This is a genomic window from Silanimonas sp., from assembly GCF_027530345.1.
GTDB lineage: Bacteria > Pseudomonadota > Gammaproteobacteria > Xanthomonadales > Xanthomonadaceae > Silanimonas.
On the sequence record NZ_JAPZQK010000013.1, the window covers coordinates 177,735 to 197,538 of the forward strand.

The 19,804-nt window shown below is 68.7% G+C and carries 17 protein-coding genes, 3 tRNA genes and 1 other RNA gene; 4 read left to right on the forward strand and 17 right to left on the reverse strand.

The features are described from left to right. From carA to hrcA, 6 genes are all read right to left on the reverse strand, one after another. Entirely contained in the window at positions 1 to 1,137 is a 1,137-nt protein-coding gene (gene carA, locus O9255_RS08215) for a glutamine-hydrolyzing carbamoyl-phosphate synthase small subunit (RefSeq protein ID WP_297866367.1), read from the reverse strand. Between the two features lie 183 nt (positions 1,138 to 1,320). Continuing rightward, on the reverse strand, positions 1,321 to 2,046 hold the full coding sequence (gene dapB / locus O9255_RS08220; RefSeq protein WP_297866368.1) for a 4-hydroxy-tetrahydrodipicolinate reductase: 726 nt from the start codon (positions 2,044 to 2,046) through the stop codon (positions 1,321 to 1,323). A gap of 55 nt (positions 2,047 to 2,101) precedes the next feature. Further along, positions 2,102 to 3,232, reverse strand: coding sequence for a molecular chaperone DnaJ (gene dnaJ, locus O9255_RS08225; RefSeq protein WP_297866369.1), 1,131 nt, complete (start codon positions 3,230 to 3,232; stop codon positions 2,102 to 2,104). 104 nt (positions 3,233 to 3,336) lie between these two features. Continuing rightward, complete coding sequence (gene dnaK / locus O9255_RS08230; RefSeq protein ID WP_297866370.1) at positions 3,337 to 5,253, reverse strand: molecular chaperone DnaK; 1,917 nt, start codon at positions 5,251 to 5,253, stop codon at positions 3,337 to 3,339. 136 nt (positions 5,254 to 5,389) lie between these two features. Then, a complete protein-coding gene (gene grpE / locus O9255_RS08235) occupies positions 5,390 to 5,926 on the reverse strand; it encodes a nucleotide exchange factor GrpE (RefSeq protein ID WP_297866371.1) in 537 nt (178 codons plus the stop codon). Positions 5,927 to 5,975: 49 nt separating this feature from the next. After that, positions 5,976 to 7,025, reverse strand: coding sequence for a heat-inducible transcriptional repressor HrcA (gene hrcA / locus O9255_RS08240; protein ID WP_297866372.1), 1,050 nt, complete (start codon positions 7,023 to 7,025; stop codon positions 5,976 to 5,978). 124 nt (positions 7,026 to 7,149) lie between these two features. Here hrcA and recN point away from each other — a divergent pair, with 124 nt between their 5' ends. Continuing rightward, positions 7,150 to 8,817: a DNA repair protein RecN gene (gene recN / locus O9255_RS08245; protein WP_297866373.1), complete on the forward strand. Its 1,668-nt coding sequence runs from the start codon at positions 7,150 to 7,152 to the stop codon at positions 8,815 to 8,817. 57 nt (positions 8,818 to 8,874) lie between these two features. Here the strand turns inward: recN and fur are convergent, their stop codons facing one another. After that, on the reverse strand, positions 8,875 to 9,282 hold the full coding sequence (fur, locus tag O9255_RS08250) for a ferric iron uptake transcriptional regulator (RefSeq protein ID WP_297866411.1): 408 nt from the start codon (positions 9,280 to 9,282) through the stop codon (positions 8,875 to 8,877). Positions 9,283 to 9,378: 96 nt separating this feature from the next. Between fur and O9255_RS08255 the strand changes: the two genes are divergently transcribed. Continuing rightward, positions 9,379 to 9,774, forward strand: a complete 396-nt coding sequence (locus tag O9255_RS08255; protein WP_297866374.1) for an outer membrane protein assembly factor BamE — start codon at positions 9,379 to 9,381, stop codon at positions 9,772 to 9,774. A 7-nt stretch (positions 9,775 to 9,781) separates the two neighbouring features. Here O9255_RS08255 and O9255_RS08260 read toward each other — a convergent pair whose 3' ends face one another. Together O9255_RS08260 and O9255_RS08265 are read right to left on the reverse strand one after the other, a co-directional pair. Further along, on the reverse strand, positions 9,782 to 10,075 hold the full coding sequence (locus O9255_RS08260) for an RnfH family protein (RefSeq protein ID WP_297866375.1): 294 nt from the start codon (positions 10,073 to 10,075) through the stop codon (positions 9,782 to 9,784). A gap of 5 nt (positions 10,076 to 10,080) precedes the next feature. Further along, positions 10,081 to 10,521 carry a type II toxin-antitoxin system RatA family toxin gene (locus O9255_RS08265; protein WP_297866376.1) on the reverse strand — a complete coding sequence of 147 codons (441 nt, stop codon included), beginning with the start codon at positions 10,519 to 10,521 and terminating at the stop codon, positions 10,081 to 10,083. 48 nt (positions 10,522 to 10,569) lie between these two features. On the opposite strand from O9255_RS08265, the gene smpB reads away from it, so the two are divergent. Further along, on the forward strand, positions 10,570 to 11,067 hold the full coding sequence (gene smpB, locus O9255_RS08270; RefSeq protein ID WP_297866377.1) for an SsrA-binding protein SmpB: 498 nt from the start codon (positions 10,570 to 10,572) through the stop codon (positions 11,065 to 11,067). An 82-nt stretch (positions 11,068 to 11,149) separates the two neighbouring features. Then, positions 11,150 to 11,503: a transfer-messenger RNA gene (gene ssrA, locus O9255_RS08275) on the forward strand. A gap of 40 nt (positions 11,504 to 11,543) precedes the next feature. Here ssrA and O9255_RS08280 read toward each other — a convergent pair. From O9255_RS08280 to O9255_RS08315, 8 genes are all read right to left on the reverse strand, one after another. Then, complete coding sequence (locus O9255_RS08280; RefSeq protein WP_297866378.1) at positions 11,544 to 13,964, reverse strand: EAL domain-containing protein; 2,421 nt, start codon at positions 13,962 to 13,964, stop codon at positions 11,544 to 11,546. Next, entirely contained in the window at positions 13,961 to 15,358 is a 1,398-nt protein-coding gene (locus O9255_RS08285; protein WP_297866379.1) for an HD-GYP domain-containing protein, read from the reverse strand. Before O9255_RS08285 ends, O9255_RS08280 begins: the two co-directional genes overlap by 4 nt. Positions 15,359 to 15,464: 106 nt before the next feature. Continuing rightward, positions 15,465 to 15,551: transfer RNA gene (locus O9255_RS08290), tRNA-Leu, on the reverse strand. 64 nt (positions 15,552 to 15,615) lie between these two features. Then, a tRNA-Cys gene (locus O9255_RS08295) sits at positions 15,616 to 15,689 on the reverse strand. A gap of 46 nt (positions 15,690 to 15,735) precedes the next feature. Continuing rightward, a tRNA-Gly gene (locus O9255_RS08300) sits at positions 15,736 to 15,811 on the reverse strand. Positions 15,812 to 15,891: 80 nt separating this feature from the next. Continuing rightward, positions 15,892 to 16,473 carry a CDP-diacylglycerol--glycerol-3-phosphate 3-phosphatidyltransferase gene (gene pgsA, locus O9255_RS08305; RefSeq protein ID WP_297866380.1) on the reverse strand — a complete coding sequence of 194 codons (582 nt, stop codon included), beginning with the start codon at positions 16,471 to 16,473 and terminating at the stop codon, positions 15,892 to 15,894. Further along, positions 16,470 to 18,344 carry an excinuclease ABC subunit UvrC gene (gene uvrC / locus O9255_RS08310; protein WP_297866381.1) on the reverse strand — a complete coding sequence of 625 codons (1,875 nt, stop codon included), beginning with the start codon at positions 18,342 to 18,344 and terminating at the stop codon, positions 16,470 to 16,472. Before uvrC ends, pgsA begins: the two co-directional genes overlap by 4 nt. Next, on the reverse strand, positions 18,341 to 19,786 hold the full coding sequence (locus tag O9255_RS08315) for a redoxin domain-containing protein (protein ID WP_297866382.1): 1,446 nt from the start codon (positions 19,784 to 19,786) through the stop codon (positions 18,341 to 18,343). The genes uvrC and O9255_RS08315 overlap by 4 nt, the downstream gene beginning before the upstream one ends. Positions 19,787 to 19,804 lie beyond the last annotated feature (18 nt).

The window sequence follows — 19,804 nt, forward strand, 5'->3', positions numbered from 1 at the left end:
TCAGCGGGCTCCCTGCGGGTGGGCCTGCATCAGGCCGATGAAGCGGTCGAACAGGCCGGCCACGTCGTGCGGACCGGGGCTGGCTTCGGGATGGCCCTGGAAGCTGAAGGCTGGCACGTCGGTGCGCGCGATGCCCTGGTTGCTGCCGTCGAACAGCGAGCGGTGCGTGACGCGCAGCGTCGCGGGCAGCGTGCCCTCGTCGACGGCGAAGCCGTGGTTCTGGCTGGTGATCATCACGCGGCCGGAATCGAGGTCCTGCACCGGGTGGTTCGCGCCGTGGTGGCCGAACTTCATCTTCAGCGTCTTCGCGCCGCTGGCCAGCGCCAGCAGCTGGTGGCCGAGGCAAATGCCAAAGGTCGGCACGCCGGCCTTGAGGATCTCGACGATCGCGGCGATGGCGTAATCACAGGGCGCCGGGTCGCCGGGGCCGTTCGACAGGAACACGCCGTCGGGCTTCATCGCCAGCACGTCGGCGGCGGGCGTCTTGGCCGGCACCACCGTCAGGCGGCAGCCGCGGTCGGCGAGCAGGCGCAGGATGTTGGTCTTGACACCGAAGTCGTAGGCCACGACATGGAAGCGGCCGTCGGCCTTCGCGAAACCGCCGCGGTCGAGGTCCAGCGAGCCTTCCGTCCACTCGTGGACGCGGTCGGTGGTGACGACCTGGGCGAGGTCGAGGTTCTTCAGGCCCGGGAACTTGCGGGCGGCCTCGATGGCCTTGTCGGCGTCGATCTCACCGGCCATCAGCGCGCCGTTCTGGGCGCCGCGCTCGCGCAGCAGGCGCGTCAGCTTGCGGGTGTCAATGCCGGCGATGGCGACGACGCCGCGCTTCGCCAGCCATTCCGGCAGCGCCTCGCGCGAACGCCAGTTGCTGGGGCGGCGCGGCACGTCGCGGACGATCAGGCCGGCGCACCAGACCTTGGCAGCCTCGTCGTCTTCGGGCGTGAAGCCGGTATTGCCGATGTGCGGGTAGGTCAGGGTGACCATCTGGCGCGCGTAGGAGGGGTCGGTCAGCACTTCCTGGTAGCCGGTGAGCGCGGTGTTGAACACCACTTCACCCACGGAAAGGCCGGGCGCGCCGACGGAAACGCCCTCGAATACGGTTCCGTCTTCGAGCGCGAGAATGGCGGGTTGGGTCACTTCGATCGCCTTACGGTGGGGTGACTCGCGCGCGGCGTGCGCTTCCCTTGCACCGGCCGAAGGCAGGCGCATGGGAGGGGAGTCAGGCGAGCCGGAATTCTAGCCGCGAAGCCCGCGTGACGCCAGCGGAATCCGCCTTGGGCGCCGGCATCTCGTTCAGCGAGGGACCCGGTCCCGCCGCGGTCAGTCCCGCGCCTTGGCCGCCACCCAGTCGCGCATCGTGTAGTGGCCCGGCGGCTGCCCGGCCAGCCATTCGCCGACCGCCAGCGCGCCGCGGGCGAAGATGTCGCGCGAGGTGGCCCGGTGCGCCAGTTCCACCCGCTCGCCCTGTCCGACGAACTGCAGCCAGTGTTCGCCGACGATGTCGCCGGCGCGGAGGCTGGCGTAGCGCGGGTCCGCCCCGCCCGCCTTCGCCGAGGCGCCGAGGGCGAGGGCCGTGCCGGAGGGCGCATCCTTCTTGTGCACGTGGTGGCTCTCCACGATGTCGAGGTCCCAGCCCGGCAGGGCGCGGGCTGCGCGCTCGACGAGGTCGGAGAGCACCGCCACGCCGAGGCTGAAATTCGCCGACCACAGCACCGGGATCTGCCGGCTTGCGGCTTCGAGGGCCTTCAACTGGTCCAGCGACAGGCCGGTCGTACCGCTGACGAAAGCCGCACGACGCTGCACGGCCAGGGCCAGGGCCGGGTCGAAGGCCTCGGGCAGGCTGAAGTCGATCAGCAGCCGGAACGCCGGGGCTTCGGAAAGCCGCATCGCCGGGATGGCGACGCCTTCCGGCACCACGAGACCGGCCGTGCCGCGCGCGACGGCGGCAACGAGATGCAAACGGGCGAACTCGCCGGACAGCGCGAGGAGGCGCTGGCCCATGCGGCCCGAAGCGCCGTGGACCAGCAGGTCGATGGAGGTCGTCATGCGCGCAAGGCTACGCGGCGCGGCGCGGCGCCTGCAACGCAGGCGGACACGGGGCTCAGCCCGTCATGCGGTCCCAGAAGGCCCGGACGCCATCGAAGAAGGTGCTCGACTTCGGAGAGTGGCGCGCCGCCTCCTCGCCTTCGAAGGTCTGCTCGAACTCCTCGAGCAGCTCGCGCTGTCGTGCGGTGAGGTTCACCGGCGTTTCGACGACAACGCGGGCATGCAGGTCGCCGGTCTGGCGCGAACGCACCGAGCGCACGCCCTTGCCGCGAAGGCGGAACAGCTTGCCCGTCTGCGTTTCGGCGGGAACCTTGATCTCGACTTCGCCTTCCAGCGTCGGCACCGCGATGCTGGCACCGAGTGCGGCCTGCGAGAAGCGGATGGGGATCTCGCAATACAGGTCATCGCCGTCGCGCTCGAAGACCGCGTGCGGACGTACCTGCACGTCAACGTAGAGGTCGCCGCTGGGCGCGCCGGGCTGGCCGACTTCGCCCTCGCCCTGCAGACGGATGCGGTCGCCGGTGTCGACGCCCGCCGGGATCTTCACCGAGAGCGTCTTCTCCTGGCGCACGCGGCCGGTGCCGTGGCACACCTTGCAGGGCTTCGGGATGATCTTCCCAGCGCCGCCGCAGGTCGGGCACGGCTGCTGCATCTGGAAGATGCCGCGCTGGATGCGCACCTGGCCCATGCCGCGGCAGGTGCCGCAGGTCTCGGTCTTCTTGTCTTCGGCACCGGTGCCCTCGCAGGAGCCGCAGTTCGCCATCGTCGGCACGTCGATGCGCTTCTCGATGCCAGCGACGGCCTCCTCGAGATCGAGCTCCATCACGTAGCGCAGGTCCGAGCCGCGGCGCGGACCGCTGCGCTGGCGTCCACCGCCGAAGATGTCCCCGAAGATGTCGCCGAAGATGTCGCCCATGTCGGCATAGCCGCCCGGGCCGCCGCCACCGCCGCCCATGCCTTGCTCGAAGGCGGCATGGCCGTGCTGGTCGTAGGCGCGACGCTTGTTGGCATCGGAGAGGACGTCGTAGGCCTCCTTGGCCTCCTTGAACGCCTCTTCCGCCGCCGCATCGCCGGGATTGCGGTCGGGATGGTGCTTCATCGCCAGCCGGCGATACGCCTTCTTGAGCTCGTCTTCCGACGCGCCCTTCGAAACGCCCAGCACCTCGTAGTAGTCCCGTTTGCTCATCCGCTACCCGCTGTTGGTGTCCACGAACGACGCCGCGTTGACCGGTTGATCCGGTCGAACGCGGCCCGTTGATCCATGCGAGCCGAAGGCTCGGATGGATAACGTCATTTGTCCTTCTTGACCTCGGTGAACTCGGCGTCGACCACGTCGTCCGCCTTGCCCGCCGACGCGCCCGCACCGGCATCACCGGCGTCCGCCGGACCCGCCGAAGCCGCGGCCTGCAGCAACTGGGCAGCCTGCGCCAGCGCCATCGTCTTGGCTTCGATCTGGCCCTTGTCGTCGCCCTTCATGGCGGTCTCGAGGTCGGCCAGCGCGGTTTCGATCGCGCCGAGCTGGTCGCCCGGCACCTTGCTGCCGTGTTCCTTGATCGCCGTGCGGGTCTGGTGGATCAGGCCGTCGGCCTGGTTGCGAGCCTGCACGAGCTCCTGGAACTTCTTGTCCTCTTCGCGGTTCGCCTCGGCGTCCGCGACCATGCGCTGGATCTCCTCCTCGCTCAGGCCCGAGCCGGCCTTGATCTCGATCTTCTGTTCCTTGCCGGTCTTCTTGTCCTTCGCCGACACGTGCAGGATGCCGTTGGCGTCGATGTCAAAGGTCACTTCCACCTGGGGCATGCCGCGCGGGGCGGCGTCGATGCCAGCGAGGTCGAAGCGGGCCAGCGACTTGTTGAAGCGGGCCTGGTCGCGCTCACCCTGCAGCACGTGCACGGTGACGGCGCTCTGGTTGTCCTCGGCGGTGCTGAAGACCTGCGAGGCGCGGGTCGGGATGGTGGTGTTCTTCTCGATGATCTTGGTCATCACGCCGCCGAGCGTCTCGATGCCCAGCGACAGCGGGGTGACGTCGAGCAGCAGCACGTCCTTCACCGAACCGCCCAGCACGCCGCCCTGGATGGCGGCGCCAACGGCGACGGCCTCGTCCGGGTTCACGTCCTTGCGCGGTTCCTTGCCGAAGAACTCGGCCACGGCCGCCTGCACCTTCGGCATGCGGGTCATGCCACCGACGAGGATCACGTCGGTGATCTCCGCGGTGCGCAAGCCGGCGTCGTTGAGCGCGATGCGGCAGGGCTCGATCGACTTCTTGACCAGGTCGTCGACCAGGGCCTCGAGCTTGGCGCGGGTCAGCTTGATGTTCAGGTGCTTCGGGCCTGAGGCGTCGGCCGTCACGTACGGCAGGTTCACGTCGGTCTGCTGCGACGAGGAGAGCTCGATCTTGGCGCGCTCGGCGGCGTCCTTCAGGCGCTGGAGCGCCATCGGGTCCTTGCGCAGGTCGATGCCCTGCTCCTTCTTGAACTCCTCGACGAGGAAGTCGATCACGCGGGCGTCGAAGTCCTCGCCACCGAGGAAGGTGTCGCCGTTGGTGGCCAGCACTTCGAACTGCTTCTCGCCGTCGATGTTGGCAATCTCGATGATCGACACGTCGAAGGTGCCGCCGCCGAGGTCGTACACGGCGATCTTGCGGTCCTTGGTGTCGCCCTTGTCGAGGCCGTAGGCGAGCGCGGCCGCGGTTGGCTCGTTGATGATGCGCTTCACTTCGAGGCCCGCGATGCGGCCGGCGTCCTTGGTCGCCTGGCGCTGCGAGTCGTTGAAGTAGGCCGGCACGGTGATCACGGCCTCGGTGACCGTCTCGCCCAGGTAGGCCTCGGCGGTCTTCTTCATCTTGCCCAGCACTTCGGCCGAGATCTGCTGCGGCGCCATCTTCTTGCCGTCGGCGGTGGCCACCCAGGCGTCGCCGTTCTCGTGGGCGAAGATGCCGTACGGCACGAGGTCGAGGTCCTTCTTGACTTCGGCGTCGGTGAAGCGGCGGCCGATCAGGCGCTTGACCGCGTAGAAGGTGTTCTTCGGGTTGGTGACCGCCTGGCGCTTGGCCGAGGCGCCGACGATGGTCTCGCCGTCCTTGGTGAACGCGACGATGGACGGCGTGGTGCGATCGCCCTCCGCGTTCTCGATCACCTTGACGTTGCCGCCTTCGATGACGGCGACGCAGCTGTTGGTGGTGCCGAGGTCGATGCCGATGATCTTGCCCATGGGAGTCTCCTGTTCTTCGATTCGTCCGGCGCGAGGCGCCGATTCAGTGATGTCTGCGAGATGGGTGCGCAGGCGGCCGATTCAAGTCGTCGTCACGCGCGACGCGCCGGCGTGGCGCGAGCTGTTCAAGGAACCGTCAGGCGTCGGCAACGACCACGACCAGCGCCGGCCGCAGCAGGCGCTCGTTGAGCACGTAGCCCTTCTGGAACACGTCGAGCACCGTGCCGGGGGCGGCCCCCGGGCTCGGCAGCTGGGTCACGGCCTGGTGGAATTCGGGGTTGAAGACCTCGCCCTTCGGGTCGAGCTCGATCAAGCCGTTGTCCTTGGCGGTCTTGAGCAACTGGCGCAGGGTCAGTTCCAGCCCTTCCTTCAGCGGGTGCGCTTCCGCGCCCGCGGCCTTGAGGCCGGCGTGCAGGCTGTCGAACACCGGCAGCAGGTCGCCGAGCAGACGCTCGTTGGCGAACTTTCGGGCGCTTTCTACTTCGCGCGCCATGCGGCGGCGCTGGTTTTCCAGCTCGGCGCGCTCGCGCAGCGTCTGCTCGCGCAGTTCGGCCAGCGCCATCCGCAGCTCGGCGTTCTCGATCTCAACCGGGGACTCGGTGGAGAGGTGTTCGCCCGGCGCAGCGCCTTCCGGGGCCTCGGCCGGATCGGCCGGCTCGTGCTCGTGGTTCATGGGTTTTCCAAGGCCGCCGATGGCGGCAGTTCGGTGACGTTCGACCCGGTTATGGGGCCGGCGTCGACGGTTTCAAGGCCTGTCCGACCAGCTGGGCCGTGGCCTGCACCATGGGGATCACCTGCTCGTAGGCCATCCGCGTGGGGCCGATCACCCCCAGTACCCCGAGCACCCGCCCGTTCACGGCGTACGGGGCCGTGACCACCGTGCAACCGCCGAACGGGGCCAGCCCGGTTTCCTCGCCGATGAAGATGCGGACGCCCTGCGCCCGGGCACAGCGCTCCAGCAGGCCAAGGATCTCGCGCTTCTGGGCGAAGGCGTCGAACAGGCCGCGCAGGCGCTCGACGTCGGCCATGTCGGGGCTGCCCATCAGGCGGGTCTGGCCGGCGACCAGCACGTCATCACCGCCGTCGGGCAGCACCTGCTCGGAGAGTTCGACCGCGGCGGCCAAGGTGCGTTCCAGTTCGGATTTCGCGTCCTGCAGTTCGCGCAGCAGGGCGGCGCGGATGTCGGCCCAGCCCCGGCCGGCGTAGTGCCGGTTGAGGTAGTTCGAGGTCTGTTCCAGCTCGTCCGGCGCGTAGGGCCGGCGGGTCTGGATGATGCGGTTCTGCACCTCGTGGTCCATGAAGACGATGACCACCAGCACCCGCTGGGCGTCGATCGGCACGAATTCGATGTGGCGGAACGCAAAGGCCGCCCGCTGGGGGACCGTGATCACCCCGACCGAATGGCTCATCGACGAAAGCAGCTCGGTGGCCCCGGCCAGCAGCCCCTGGGTGCCCTGCCCCTGCGGCAACTGCTGGGCCAACTGGCGCACCAGCCCCTCGTCCGGCTGCGGCAGCTCGATCAGGCTGTCGACGAAGACCCGGTACCCGTGCGAGGTGGGGATGCGGCCTGCACTGGTGTGCGGCGCGGCGACCAGCCCCAGTTCCTCGAGGTCGGCCATGATGTTGCGGATGGTGGCGGCGCTGACGTCGAGGCCGGACTGCTTGGCCAGCGTGCGCGAGCCCACTGGCTCGCCATGGGCGATGTACTGGTGCACCAGAGAGCGCAGGAGCTGACGGGCACGGGGATCGAGGCGATGCGAGGACGGCGACATGTCGCATAGATAAGTCCGTGAATCCCCGATGGCAAGCGTTGGCGCTGCCATGGCCGGATGCTAGCGTTCGCCCTCGCCGGCACGGGGCGCCCCAGCTGCCGGCCCCTTTCCCCGTCGTGACGCCATGCTCAAGCTGCTCTCCCTCCGTGATTTCGCCGTCGTCCGCGCCGCCGAGCTGCGCTTCGGCCCCGGCATGACGGTGATTTCCGGCGAAACCGGCGCCGGCAAGTCCCTGCTGGTCGACGCCCTGCTGTGGCTCTCCGGCGCGCGGGCCGACGCCGGCATGGTGCGCGCTGGAGCCGCCCGCGCCGAGCTGTCCGCCGAATTCACGCTGGACGACGCGCCCGACGCCGCCGTCTGGCTGGCCGAGAACGAACTGGACGACGAGGGCGCCTGCCAGCTCCGCCGCGTCGTGAAGGCCGACGGGGGCTCGAAGGCATGGATCAACGGGCGGGCGGTCAGCATCTCGCAGCTCGCGGCCCTGGGCGCCCGGCTGGTCGAGATCCACGGCCAGCACGAACACCAGGCGCTTCTTGATCGCGGCCGCCAGATGAGTCTCCTCGATGCCTTCGGGCGCCTGCAGCCGCTGCTGGGGCCGGTGCAAAAGGCCGCCGCCGAATGGCAGGCCGCCGAACGCGAACTGGCGACGCTGCAGGAGCGCGGTGACGTCGGCGACCGCATCGATTACCTCGGCCATCAGCTCGACGAGCTGGATCGTGAATCCCTAGCACCGGCCGACATCGACGCCCTGCTCGCCCAGCACCGCCGCGCGGCGAACGCTGGCGCCCTCGTGCAGGCCTGCGACCGCGCCGGACTGCTGATCGGCGATGACGAGGGCGCCGCTGCCGGTATCGGCCAGGCACTCGCCGCCCTCTCGAAGTGGACGGCGGACGAACCGCGCATCGCCGATGCCGCGGCCCTGGCGGAATCCGCACGACTGCAACTCCAGGAAGCCGCCGGTTTGCTCGAGGCCGCCCGCGACGGACTCGATCTCGACCCCGAGGACCTTCAGCGGGGCGAGCAGCGGCTGTCGCGCCTTCACGACCTCGCCCGCAAGCACCGCGCTCCGCTGCACGACCTCGAGGCGCGGCGTGAAGCGCTGCGCGCGGAGCTCGAGGCCCTGCGCGGCTCCGAGGGCCGCGTGGTATCCCTTCAGGCCGAACGTGAGTCGGCCGCCGGGCGTTGGCGCGAAGCGGCATCCGCCCTTTCCGCGGCGCGACGCACGCAGGGCGCCGCCCTCGGCTCGGCGATCTCCGCACTGATGCAGGAACTCGGCATGGGCGGCGGGGTTTTCGAGGTCGCCTTTGAAACGCAGGCGGAACCGCGCCCGAACGCCACGGGGGCGGAGCGCATCGAGCTGCTGGTCAGCGCCAACCCCGGCCAGCCGCCGCGTCCGCTGCGGAAAGTCGCCTCGGGCGGCGAGCTCGCGCGCATCGCGCTGGCCATCGAAGTCGCGACCCTCGGGCTCGACGACACGCCAACGATGGTCTTCGACGAGGTGGACACCGGCATCGGTGGCGCCGTCGCCGAGATCGTCGGGCAGAAGCTGCGCCAACTCGGCGCCGGTCGCCAGGTGCTTTGCGTCACGCACCTGCCGCAGGTCGCCGCTCAGGGCCACGCGCACTACCGCGTGGCGAAGTCGGTGAGCGGCGAAGAGACCTTCAGCCAGCCCGAGAAGCTCGAGGAGCCGGCGCGTGTGGAGGAGATCGCGCGGATGCTGGGGGGCGTCGAAATCACCGCGGCCGTGCGCACCAGCGCGAAGCAGATGCTGGAGAAGGCGAGGAAAGGCTGAGGCCTGGCCTGCGGCGGCGCATCGTCGCCGCGCCTACGGCACTCCGGAAGGGGCCGCTTACTTCCGCTTTTTGCGGACGTAGAGCACCAGCGCGTGGTCTTCGATCTCGTAGCCGTGCTTCGCCGCGATGGCGTGCTGAAGGGCCTCGATCTCGTCGCTGTGGAATTCGATCACCTTGCCGGTGTCGAGGTCGACCATATGGTCGTGGTGCTCGCCCTGGTTGAGCTCGTAGACGGCCTGGCCGCCCTCGAAATTGTGCTTAAGCACGAGGCCGGCGGCCTCGAACTGGGTCAGCACGCGATACACCGTGGCGAGGCCGATGTCGTCGCCCTTGTCGAGGAGTACGCGGTAGATGTCCTCGGCGGTCATGTGCTTCGCCGACGGCTGCTTCTCGAGGATATCGAGGATGCGCATGCGGGGAATCGTGACCTTCAGGCCGACTTTTCGCAGGTCTTTGGATTCCATCGGCATCCTCGCGGGCTCCTGAACAGCGCCACCGGGGCTGCGGCGCATGACGGGCCGGAGTGTATCATCGCGGGGTTTCCGACCCGCCGAGTTCCCATGCGCCGCATCCTCATCGCCCTGGCCGTCGCCGCCCCTCTCCTGCTCTCGGGCTGCCTGTACCGCCAGCCGATCTTCCAGGGCAACCTGCTCGAACAGAAGAACGTGGAGCAGCTCGCGACCGGCATGAGCAAGCGCCAGGTGTTCGCCCTGCTCGGCTCGCCGTCGGTCGCCGATCCGTTCCGCCAGAACCGCTGGGACTACGTCTCGTCCGAACAGCGCGGCCACGACGATGCCGTGGTCAAAATCTTCACCGTGCACTTCGAGGGCGACAGCCTGACGAAGTGGGAAGGTGAGTACTTCGCGGAAGCGGACAGCGCGATGGCGAAGGAACAGGTCGAGCGTTTCGGCCCGAACCTCGCCCGCGACAAGGACAAGGACCGCCGCGGCCGCTGAGCCCCGCTCAGCCCGGCTTGCCCGCCCTGGCGCGGGCACGGCGCGCCAGCTTCGGATCCGTCGGAAGCGCGCGCAGCAACTCCAAGCGGTCGCCCTCGCGCAACCGCGCATCGCGGCCCACCTCGCGCCCGAACACCGCCATGGCCACCGGCGCGTAAGCCGCCTCCGGCCACGACGGCGCATGCTGCCTGAGGCAGGCTAGGACGTCGCCCGCCGTCAGTGCTTCCGTCGTCGGAAGCCGCAACCGCCACGCCCGGCCGGCCTCGGCGTAGATCACCTCTATACCAGCGGCCTCGGCCATCGGCGTCAGTCCCGCCCGCGATCCGCCGTGTTCGCGATGCGGCAGAAATCGTCGACGAGCCGGTCGGCCAGCCCTTGGAAGCCGAGTGCCAGCGCATTGCCGACCAGCGCACCGGCCACGTCGAAATCAAGATTCAGGCTGACCTTGCAGGCCTCCTCGTCGAGCGCGTGGAAGATCCAGTGGCCTTCCAGCTTCTTGAAGGGGCCGTCGACCAATTGGAGATCGAGGCGCGTCGGCTCCACCCAGCGATTGCGCGTGGTGAAGTTCGTCCGCAGCCCGGCGATCTTCAGGTCGAGGCGGGCCACCATGGTGTCCGCGCCGCGCTCGAGCACCGCCGCCTGCTCGCACCAGCCGAACCAGCGCGGATAGCCCTCGACCTCGTTGACGAGGTGGAACATCCGGCTGGCGGAATGCATGACGAGGGCGTGGCGCTGGATGCGGGTCATCGGCGGGCGTTGGGGTCGTACAGCGTGGGCCCGTGCGACAATGCGCGCATGGCAGGCAAGAAGAAAGAAAAGGATACCGAATCCGGCGGCGGCACCATCGCGCTGAACAAGCGCGCGCGCCACGAGTTCGCGCTCGGCGAGCGCTACGAAGCCGGGCTGTCGCTGCAGGGCTGGGAGCTGAAGTCGATCCGCGCCGGTCGCGCCAACATCGGCGACGCCTATGCGGTGATCCGCGGCGGCGAGCTGTTCCTGTTCGGTTCGCAGATCACGCCCTTGATCCAAGCCAGCACGCACGTCGTGGCCGACGACCGCCGCACGCGCAAACTGCTGCTGCACAAGCACGAGATTGACAAGCTCATCGGCAAGGTCGAACGCGACGGTTACACCCTCGTGCCCACGGCGATGTACTGGAAGCGCAACAAGGTGAAGCTGGAGCTCTCGCTGGCGAAGGGCAAGCAGGAGCACGACAAGCGCGACACGGCGCGGGACAAGGACTGGCAGCGCGAGAAGCAGCGCGCCCTGCGCCACCGCAACAAGGACGCCTGAACGGCGGCGTGGCCGCCCTTGTGCCGCCCCGGCCCCATCCCCATACTGGCTTGGTCAGTCGTTTCACGACGACCGCAGAACCGGGGGTGTCCTGGCTTCGACGGGGGTTGCGAAATTGCTTGGCGCATGCCGAGGGGGCGGCTTTCCTCGTTAATCCAGCAGCAAAAACTCAGACGCCAACGACGACGTCTACGCTCTCGCCGCTTAAGGCGTAAGCCCCGAACCCACTTGTGCCTGTGCTCGTGGATGTAGGGTCACTATCACGGGATGGTTCCCGGCGGCGACCCGCCAACCGGAAACGAGACTTAGCGGGTATGTCCTGCGGCGTGCTTCGCACACCGTGTTTCCGCAGGCCGAGAACGAACGGTGAGCTAAGCATGTAGTGCCGGGCATGGAGTGCTCTCGGACGCGGGTTCAACTCCCGCCACCTCCACCATCTCCACCACGCGACCCGCCGAAAGGCGGGTTTCGTGTTTTCAGCCGGCCTTGCGCTGGCCCGGATCACCGCCGAAGCGCTTCGAGAACACCTCGGCCGTCAGTGCGGGCGCCATCAGCCAACCCTGCATCTCGTGGCAGCCGGCCGCGTGCAAGAGCTCGCGCTGGGCTTCGGTCTCGACGCCTTCCGCGGTGACGGACAACCGCAGTGCGCGACCCATCTGGATGATCGCCACCACGATGGCCTCGCTTTCCGCGCTGCCCGGCAGGTCGGCGATGAAGCTGCGGTCGATCTTGATGCGCTCGATCGGGAAGCGTTTCAGGTACGACAGCGAGGAGTACCCGGTGCCGAAGTCGTCGATGGCGAGGCGCACGCCCAGGGCGCTGAGCGCCGTGAGGCGGCGCATGGCGTCTTCGACATCGGAGATGAGGATGGATTCGGTGAGCTCCAGCTCCAGCGCTTCGCCCGGCAGTCCGTGGCGGCGCAAGCCCTCGGCGACGGACTCGAGGAAATCACTCTGGTGGAACTGCAGTGCGGAGACGTTGACGGCCACGGCGACGCAAAGACCGGCGCGCCACCACTCGCTCAGCTGGGACAGCGTGGTCTCGAGCACGAAGCGGCCGAGCGGGATGATCGCGCCGCTTTCCTCGGCGACCGGGATGAAGCGTCCCGGCGAGACCGCCCCGAGCTCGGGGTCGTTCCAGCGCACCAGCGCTTCGGCACCGATCAGGCTGCGGTCCTCGATGCGGAACTTCGGCTGGTAGTGGACTTCGAGGGCCCCTTCGACCAGCGCATGCCGCAAGGCATGGTCGAGCTTCATCCGCGAGAGGAGGCCGATGTTCATCTGCCGCTGGTAGAAGCGGAGGTCGGCCCGGCCGCGCTCCTTCACCGCGTACATCGCGCTGTCGGCGTTCTTGGTGAGCTCGTCGGCGTCGGCGCCGTCTTCCGGGTACATGGCGATGCCGATCGAGACGGTGAGGGTGAAACTCATCCCGTCGACCACCACCGGCTGGGAGATGGCATGCAGGATGCGCCGCGCCGCGACCTCGGCCCCGGCGGCATCGACGCCAGCGAGGATCAGGATGAATTCATCGCCGCCGACGCGCGCAGCCGTGTCCACCTGGCGCACGCATTCCTGCAGGCGTTCGGAGACACCCACCAGCACGCGATCGCCGAAGCCGTGGCCCAGCGAGTCGTTGATCTGCTTGAAGCGGTCGAGGTCGAGGAACAGCACCGCGAAACTGCCACGCTCGCGCTTCGCGTAGTTGATGGCCATCTCGAAGCGTTCGCGGAGCAGCACGCGGTTCGGCAGGCCGGTAAGCGGGTCGGTGAACGCCAACTCCTCGATGCGCTGGCGCGCCGCCATCGCCTCGCTGAGGTCCTTGGCGAAACCGATCATGTGAAGGGTGGCACCGGCGTCATCGACGACGCGCACCAGGGACAGCAGGCAGGGGTAAGGCGAGCCGTCGTTCCGGCGTGCCCACAGCTCGCCCTGCCAGTAGCCCTCGTGCAGCAGGGCCCTGCGGATGGCGCGCGCCTGGGCGCGCGATGCCACGTTCGAGAGCAGCGTCGCGGCCGGCCGCCCCTCGATCTCGGCGGACTGCCAGCCGGTCTGGCGCTCGAAGGTCGGGTTCGCCGCCACCATCCGGAGGCGCGCGTCGGTGACGAAGATCGCGTCGAGGCTGGATTCGAAGACGCGCGCGGCGAGCTTCAGGCGGGCCTCGTCGGCGAGCCGCTGGGTGATGTCGCGGAACGAGAACACGCGGCCGATCGGGCGCCCGCGTGCGAACTGCGGGAGCGTCACGCGCTCGAGCACCTTCCCGCTGCGCAACACGAGCACGTCGTCGGCTTCGAGCAGGGGCGCGCAGGAGATCTGCCCCATGCGGTCGCGATAGCCTTCCGCGTCGCGCACGTGCTCGGTGAGCCAACCGAAGATGGCGGCGTCGTCGCGCTCGCTGAGCATCGACTCCGGCAGGTCCCAGAGCTCGGCGAAGCGCTGATTGAAGCCGCGGATGCCACCGTCCATGTCGACCACGAGGATGCCGTCGGCGGTGGATTCGAGCGTGGCACGAAGCTCGGCGATGATGTTCTCGAGCTGCTGCTCGGCGCTGCGCTGCTCGCTGCGGTCGACCATTGCCACCATATAGACGGCGGCGCCCTGCTCGATCTGCACGAGGCTGACGCGACGCTCGATCTGGCGGATGTCGCCATTGCCCCGCTTGAGCAGGGTCTCCGAACGGATGGCACGGGAGCGGCCGGCGGCCACGTCCTCCCAGAAGAACAGGTCCTGCGAGGTGGAAGCGAAATCGACGACTGGCCGGCCGACCAACTCGGCGCGCGAGAGGCCGATCATGTCCTCGGCGGCACGGTTGACCGCGAGGATGCGCAGGTCGACGGCGTCAACGAGCCAGACGGCCTCGATGACGCTCTCGATCAGCATCTGCGGCAACTTCGCCGTCATGGCGAGGCATCCCTCCCCGCCGTCGCCATCGAGCGCTCGAAGAAGTAGCACATGCGCTTGCGCGGCGAGAGGTAGTCGAAGACCGCCCGCGGCAGTTGTCCGGGCTTGATGGCGCGCTGGATGCCAAGCTCCGGGTGGTGCTCGAGGTCGAAGACAAGCGCTTCGTCGGACGGCACTTCGGGCTCGTGGATCAGGATGCGCGGCTTGAGCGGCCGGTCGGAATTCACCGAGACGACGATCGCAAAGCGTTCGTCGTTGAGCTGCAGCACCGAGCCCGGCGGGTAAACGCCCATCATGCGGATGAAGGCGGCGAGCACGGTGGCGTCGAAGGCGTCGCGCTGGCGCGCGAAGATCAGGGCCAAGGCGTCATGCGGCGTGAGTGACTGCGCCGGATTGCCGGGATTGCACAGGTTGTCGTACTGGTTGACGAGCGCAACCACCCGGGCGAGTGGCTTGATTTGTTCGCCCTTCAGGCCGGAGGGGTAGCCGCTACCGTCGGCATACTCGTGGTGTTGGGCGATCACATCGAGGACGTCGGCCGGAAGCCCCATCTTCTTGCCCAGGGTCATGCCCTGCGCCGCATGGCCCTGGAACAGCCTGCGCTCGACGGCAGGCGCGTGGTCGTCACGCCAACGCAAGCGGTCGGGCAGTTCGAGCTTGCCGATATCGTGCAGCAGCGCCCCCATGCCGAGGCTGGCGAGGCGTGCATCGTCGAACCGCAGCGCGCGCCCGAGCAGGATCGAAAGCACGCTGACGTTCATCGCATGGAAGGTGGTCTCCTGCCCTGCCTTCTCTGACAGCAGGCGGATGGCGACTTCGCCCATGCCGGCGACTTGGCCGACCATGGCGTCAACCTGCGCCTGCGCGACTTCGCGTGCTTGGCCGGGATTGGACTTGGCGTTCTGCAGCACGCCGCGCAGTTGGCGCGTGGCTTCACTGAACTGGTGTTCGCAGCGGTCGAGGCTGGCCTGCTGGTCGGCAAGCAGGGCACGGCGCTGCGCCGCGGGCGAACGGAGAGGCTCGGGCGCAGGGGCGTTCGGGCTGGCCGAGGCGTCGTCCACGGGCGTGGCCGCGCCATCGCCGGCGTTACCCTCCTCAGCAGCCGGCGCGTCCGGCGCGACGGGATCCGGCGGCGGATCATCGAAGCGCGGCACGCCGAGCGCCGACCAGGTGGGGACCACGCCTTGCTCAGGCAAAGGCGCGACTTGGCTCTGCTTCGGGGAATAGCGCACGCGCTTCAGTCCCGAGGCGCGAAGTTGGGCCAATTGGGCGTCGCTGGTGATCAGGAAGCCGCCAGTCGGGAGGGAATGCGACGCATCGTGCAGGTCGACCTGCACATACATCCCTACGCGAAGTCGACTCACGTCGATCAGTTCAAGCGTGGTTTCCGCCATGGCCGTCCTCGTGCTGGCCTCACAAGCCTGAACGTCTCTTCTGGATGTTGCAAGCGCAGCATCGCCGCGGATGCACGCGCCGCTCACCCATCGAAGACCTCCTCCCTGGTGCCCGGGGCGGGACTCGAACCCGCATGGCCTCGCGGCCGAGGGATTTTAAGTCCCCTGTGTCTACCGGTTTCACCACCCGGGCATGCGGCGATCATACGTGCCGGCATCGGGCAAAAAAAAACCGCGCGATGCGCGGTTCGATTCGATGGAGGCCTGGGTCGGAATTGAACCGGCGTACGCGGATTTGCAGTCCGCTGCATAACCACTCTGCCACCAGGCCCCGCTGAAAAAACAAGACCTCGGCGAGCCGAGGTCTTGGGAAAACGTGGAGCGGGAAACGAGACTCGAACTCGCGACCCCGACCTTGGCAAGGTCGTGCTCTACCAACTGAGCTATTCCCGCACCGGAGACGCACATTATGGCGATTCCGACGACGATGTCAACACCGTGACGGGTATCGAAGTGGTTCGGATCGCGGCGGTTCAGCGCCCGTCACGGGCGAAGGACGGCCAAGCGGCGCGCAGGTAATCCGCGCCGGACCACAGCGTCAGAGCGGCCGCCAGCGCCAGCAGCCATTCGCCGAGGGCCTGTGCCGGCAGCGCCGGCAGATGCGGCCCCAACCAGAGGCTCGGGCCGATCAGCAGCGCCACGATCGCCACCATCTGCACGATGGTCTTGAGCTTGCCGACCCAGGCCACCGCGACCGCGCCGCGCGCCCCGATCTCCGCCATCCACTCGCGCAAGGCCGAGATGGTGATCTCGCGGCCGACGATCACTGCCGACAGCAGGGTGAGCCAGATGGTCGGATGCGCCTGCACGACGATGAACAAGGCCGCGGCGACGGCGAGCTTGTCGGCCACCGGATCCAGGAAGGCACCGAACGCGGAATACATGTTGAAGCGACGGGCGATCCAGCCGTCGAGCCAGTCGGTCAGCGCGCCGACGGTGAAGATCACCGCCGCCCAGAAGCGCGCGTTCTCCAGCGGGGAATAGAACACGACCACCATCACCGGGATCAGGACGATGCGGAACAGCGTGAGCGCGGTGGGGATCGTCAGCATCAAATCGGGGCTCCTGAGCCGCCCTCCTCGGGCAAGCCATGAAGGAAAGCATAGATGCGCGAGGCCAAGGCCGCACTCACGCCGTCGGCCCGGGCGATTTCCTCGATGCCGGCATCCTTCAGCCCCTTGAGGCCGCCGAAGTGCTTCAGCAGGGCCTGGCGGCGTCTCGGGCCGACTCCGGGGATGTCCTCGAGGCGGCTGGTGTCGCGGGCCTTGGCCCGACGCTTGCGATGCCCGGTGATGGCGAAGCGATGCGCCTCGTCGCGCGCCTGTTGCACCAGCTGCAGGCCCGGTGACGCCGCCCCGGGACGCAGTTCACGGCCGTCAGGGAACACCAGGCGTTCCTCGCCGGCCTTTCGCGCCTCGCCCTTGGCCACGCCGATGACGGCCACGCCCTGCACCGCCAGTTCCTCCAGCACCTCGAGGGCTTGCCGCAACTGGCCCATCCCGCCGTCGATCAGCAGCAGATCGGGCAGCACCCCCTCTTCCACCCCGCGCTTGAAGCGCCGGGTCAGCGCCTGGCGCATGGCGGCGTAATCGTCGCCAGGCTCGACGCCGGTGATGTTGAAACGCCGGTAGTGCGCCGTCTGCGCGCCCTCCGGACCGAACACGACGTTGCTCGCCACGGTGGCCTCGCCCATCGTGTGGCTGATGTCGAAGCACTCGATGCGCTGCGGCGGCGCCGGCAGGCCCAGCAGCTGTTGCAGGTCATCGAGTCGCGCCTGCTGGCTGGCGCGCGTGGCCTGCTCGGTGGCGAGCGCGAGGTGCGCGTTGCGCACGGCCATCTCGAGGTAGCGCGCGCGATCGCCGCGCACGCTGGCCTTGATCTCCACCGCATGTCCGGCCTGTTCGGCCAGCGCCGCTTCCAGCGTCTCGGGGTCGTCGAGCGCATGGCTCAGCACCATCTCGCGCGGCGGCTTGCGCGCGGCGTAATGCTGGGTGATGAAGGCCTCGAGGATCTCGCCTTCCGCGACGTCACGGTCGATGCGCAGCGGGTGCGAGGCGGTGCCGAGGTTCACGCCGTCGCGGAAGCTCAGGACCAGCACGACCGCCACGCCGGCCTGCTGCACGCAGGCGAGCACATCAAGGTCGGGGCGGTCGCCATCGACGTACTGGCGCGCCTGCACCTTGCGGATCGCGGCGATCTGGTCGCGCAGGCCTGCGGCCCCTTCGAACTCCAACGCCGCACTCGCACTCTCCATCGACTGCCCGAGCTCGCGCACCACGTCGTCGCTGCGACCGTCGAGGAAGAGCCCAACGCGGCGCACGGCATCCGCATAGTCCGTTGCGGCCACCAGGCCCACGCAGGGCGCGCTGCAGCGGCCGATCTGGTGCTGGAGGCAGGGGCGCGTGCGGTTGCGGAAGACGCTGTCCTCGCAGCTTCGCAGGCGGAACAGCTTGAACATCAGGTCCATCGTCTCGCGCACCGCGAGCGAACCCGTGTACGGGCCGAAATAGCGACCGGGCTGCCCGCGGGCACCACGGTGGTAGGCGAGCCGCGGCCAGGCCTCCTGGGTGAGCAGCACATACGGATAACTCTTGTCGTCGCGCATCAGGATGTTGAAGCGCGGCTTCAAGGCCTTGATGAGCTGGTTCTCGAGGATGAGCGCCTCGCTCGCGGTGCGCGTCACCGTCGTCTCGATGCGCGCGATGCGCGCGACCATCATCGCGATGCGTGGCGCGTGCTGCTTGCTGAAATAGCTGCCGACGCGCTTCTTCAGCGACGCCGCCTTGCCGACGTAGAGGATCCCGCCCTCGGCGTCGAACATCCGGTACACGCCGGGCGCCGTCGTCAGGCCGCGGACGAAGGCACGGGGGTCGAAGGGTTCAGGCGTCGCGGGGGGAAGCGCGGCGCCCACGGCCGCGTCGTTCATTCGCCGACCGGCAGGCGGTGCATCTCGCCGGCATCGCTGTCGAAGCGCCAGACCAGGTGATTGCCGGCGTCGGCGATCCACAACTGCCCCTGCCAGGCCGCAAGGGCCGTGGGCCGATGCAGCGCGGTCGGCAGCGGCACGGTGGACAGCGCCTGGTTGCGCGAGACCCAACGCCGCAGCACGCCGTTGCCCGTATCCGCGATCCAGAGCCCCTGCCCGTTCGGCAGCGCGGCGAGCGCCGTGGGGTATTGCATCAGGGCCTGGCGGCCGCCGCCATCCTTGAGGCCGAACTCGAACAGCCCACGACCGAACAGGTTGCGGACGCTGCCATCGGCGAGCTTGACCTCGCGCAGGCTCGAGGCCGCGGCATCGAGCACGTAGGCCCGATCACCGAGGACGACGAGGCCAGTGGGCTGGGCGAAGCTGGCGTCGCCGGCCGCGCCCTCGTCCTCGCCGAAACGGCCGCTGCCGCTGACGAGACGCAAGGTGGCGGTGCCCAGCTCGATGGCCCAGAGCTGGTGCGATGCTGCGAGGGTGACGAGGAGCGTGTTCTCGGCGACGGCGAGTGCGTACGGACGATCGAGCACGCCGTCCTTCGGCAGGCGGAACACCCCCGCCACCGGGTCGCCACTCCGCCCGCTGCCGACCAGCGTGTCGACTTCGCCGGTTCGCGTGTTGATGCGGCGGATCGCGTGGTTGCCGGTATCAGCGACGTACAAGCGGTCCTGCAGCAGGGCAAGGCCGCGCGGCGAATTGAAACCAGCGACGTCGGCGAGGCCATCGACGAAATCGCGATTGCCGGTGCCGATGCGACGGAGGATCCGACCGTCATGCGTGCATTCGAGGATGCGGTGGTTGCCGGTGTCGGCGATGTACAGCCGGGAGGCATTCGCGACCAGACCGCCCGGCGAGACCGGCGCGCTGCGGGCCCCTGCCGTGTCGAGGCGCGGCGTGTCCACGTGGCCGGGCGAATTGAGGAAGTTCGCGTCGATCTCGGCTTCCAAGGCTGGCTGCAGGGCCTCGATGGCGCGATCGCCGACGAGGCGTTCACGGATGAACCCTTGCGCATCGACGAGGACGACGGTCGGCCACGCACTCAGGGCGTACTGCTGCCAGGCCGCCCAGTCGCCATCGTTGACCAGCGGAAGCGCGGCGCCCTCGCCTTGCCGCACATCCCAAGCGGCGGAACCGTCGCGCTCGTGGTCGAACTTCGGCACGTGCACGGCGATGAAGGCGGCGCTCTCACGGAATCGCGCCGCCAGCGCGCCGACCGTCTGCAGGGCGTTGTGGCAATGCGCCGACCCGGCATTCCAGAACAGCAGCACCACCGGATGGCCGCGCAGTCCCGCGAGCGTGATGGGCGCGGTGTTGATCCATCCCATCGAGGGATCGAACTCGGGCGCGATGCTCAGGGCGAGGCCGGAGGGTGCGGTCGAAGCCATGCGGGACCACCTGGAGGG

Coding starts and splice junctions, on each gene's coding strand:
- smpB (WP_297866377.1), top strand. CDS start 10,570: ATGGCAGGCAAGAAGAAAGAAAAGGATACCGAATCCGGCGGCGGCACC.
- O9255_RS08265 (WP_297866376.1), bottom strand. CDS start 10,521: ATGACCCGCATCCAGCGCCACGCCCTCGTCATGCATTCCGCCAGCCGG.
- dnaJ (WP_297866369.1), bottom strand. CDS start 3,232: ATGAGCAAACGGGACTACTACGAGGTGCTGGGCGTTTCGAAGGGCGCG.
- fur (WP_297866411.1), bottom strand. CDS start 9,282: ATGGAATCCAAAGACCTGCGAAAAGTCGGCCTGAAGGTCACGATTCCC.
- recN (WP_297866373.1), top strand. CDS start 7,150: ATGCTCAAGCTGCTCTCCCTCCGTGATTTCGCCGTCGTCCGCGCCGCC.
- uvrC (WP_297866381.1), bottom strand. CDS start 18,344: ATGAACGACGCGGCCGTGGGCGCCGCGCTTCCCCCCGCGACGCCTGAA.
- O9255_RS08280 (WP_297866378.1), bottom strand. CDS start 13,964: ATGACGGCGAAGTTGCCGCAGATGCTGATCGAGAGCGTCATCGAGGCC.
- O9255_RS08255 (WP_297866374.1), top strand. CDS start 9,379: ATGCGCCGCATCCTCATCGCCCTGGCCGTCGCCGCCCCTCTCCTGCTC.
- dnaK (WP_297866370.1), bottom strand. CDS start 5,253: ATGGGCAAGATCATCGGCATCGACCTCGGCACCACCAACAGCTGCGTC.
- O9255_RS08315 (WP_297866382.1), bottom strand. CDS start 19,786: ATGGCTTCGACCGCACCCTCCGGCCTCGCCCTGAGCATCGCGCCCGAG.
- dapB (WP_297866368.1), bottom strand. CDS start 2,046: ATGACGACCTCCATCGACCTGCTGGTCCACGGCGCTTCGGGCCGCATG.
- O9255_RS08260 (WP_297866375.1), bottom strand. CDS start 10,075: ATGGCCGAGGCCGCTGGTATAGAGGTGATCTACGCCGAGGCCGGCCGG.
- grpE (WP_297866371.1), bottom strand. CDS start 5,926: ATGAACCACGAGCACGAGCCGGCCGATCCGGCCGAGGCCCCGGAAGGC.
- hrcA (WP_297866372.1), bottom strand. CDS start 7,025: ATGTCGCCGTCCTCGCATCGCCTCGATCCCCGTGCCCGTCAGCTCCTG.
- O9255_RS08285 (WP_297866379.1), bottom strand. CDS start 15,358: ATGGCGGAAACCACGCTTGAACTGATCGACGTGAGTCGACTTCGCGTA.